This is a genomic window from Streptomyces sp. P9(2023) (assembly GCF_032436795.1).
GTDB lineage: Bacteria > Actinomycetota > Actinomycetes > Streptomycetales > Streptomycetaceae > Streptomyces.
The window spans coordinates 1-269 of sequence record NZ_JAUPWM010000503.1 but is presented as its reverse complement, the minus strand read 5'-3'; the positions used below and the strand labels follow the sequence as shown (position 1 = coordinate 269).

The 269-nt window shown below is 59.9% G+C and carries 1 protein-coding gene; it reads right to left on the bottom strand.

The window, feature by feature from the left end:
- A partial coding sequence (locus Q5762_RS38530) for an immunoglobulin-like domain-containing protein (protein WP_315896971.1) occupies positions 1–269 on the bottom strand: 269 nt, incomplete at both ends.

The window sequence follows — 269 nt, the reverse complement described above, 5'->3', positions numbered from 1 at the left end:
GTCAATCGTGTCTGTGATGTTGACCGTGGCCGGTTCACCCAACACCAGATCTTCAAATTCCGCGCCCACTACCGTGGCACTACTCAACCCAACGGTCACTGAGCCCGGATCTATAAACACATCATCGCCCTGCGCCGGCAGGCTGTAGACCACGCTGGTCTGCCCTGCAACAATCACCACTTGCTCGCCGTTGCTCAACGTCACCGTCAGATCGCGGTCCAGCGCCTCGCTCACGCTCACCGTGAACGCAATCGGCTGCGCCTCGGTCA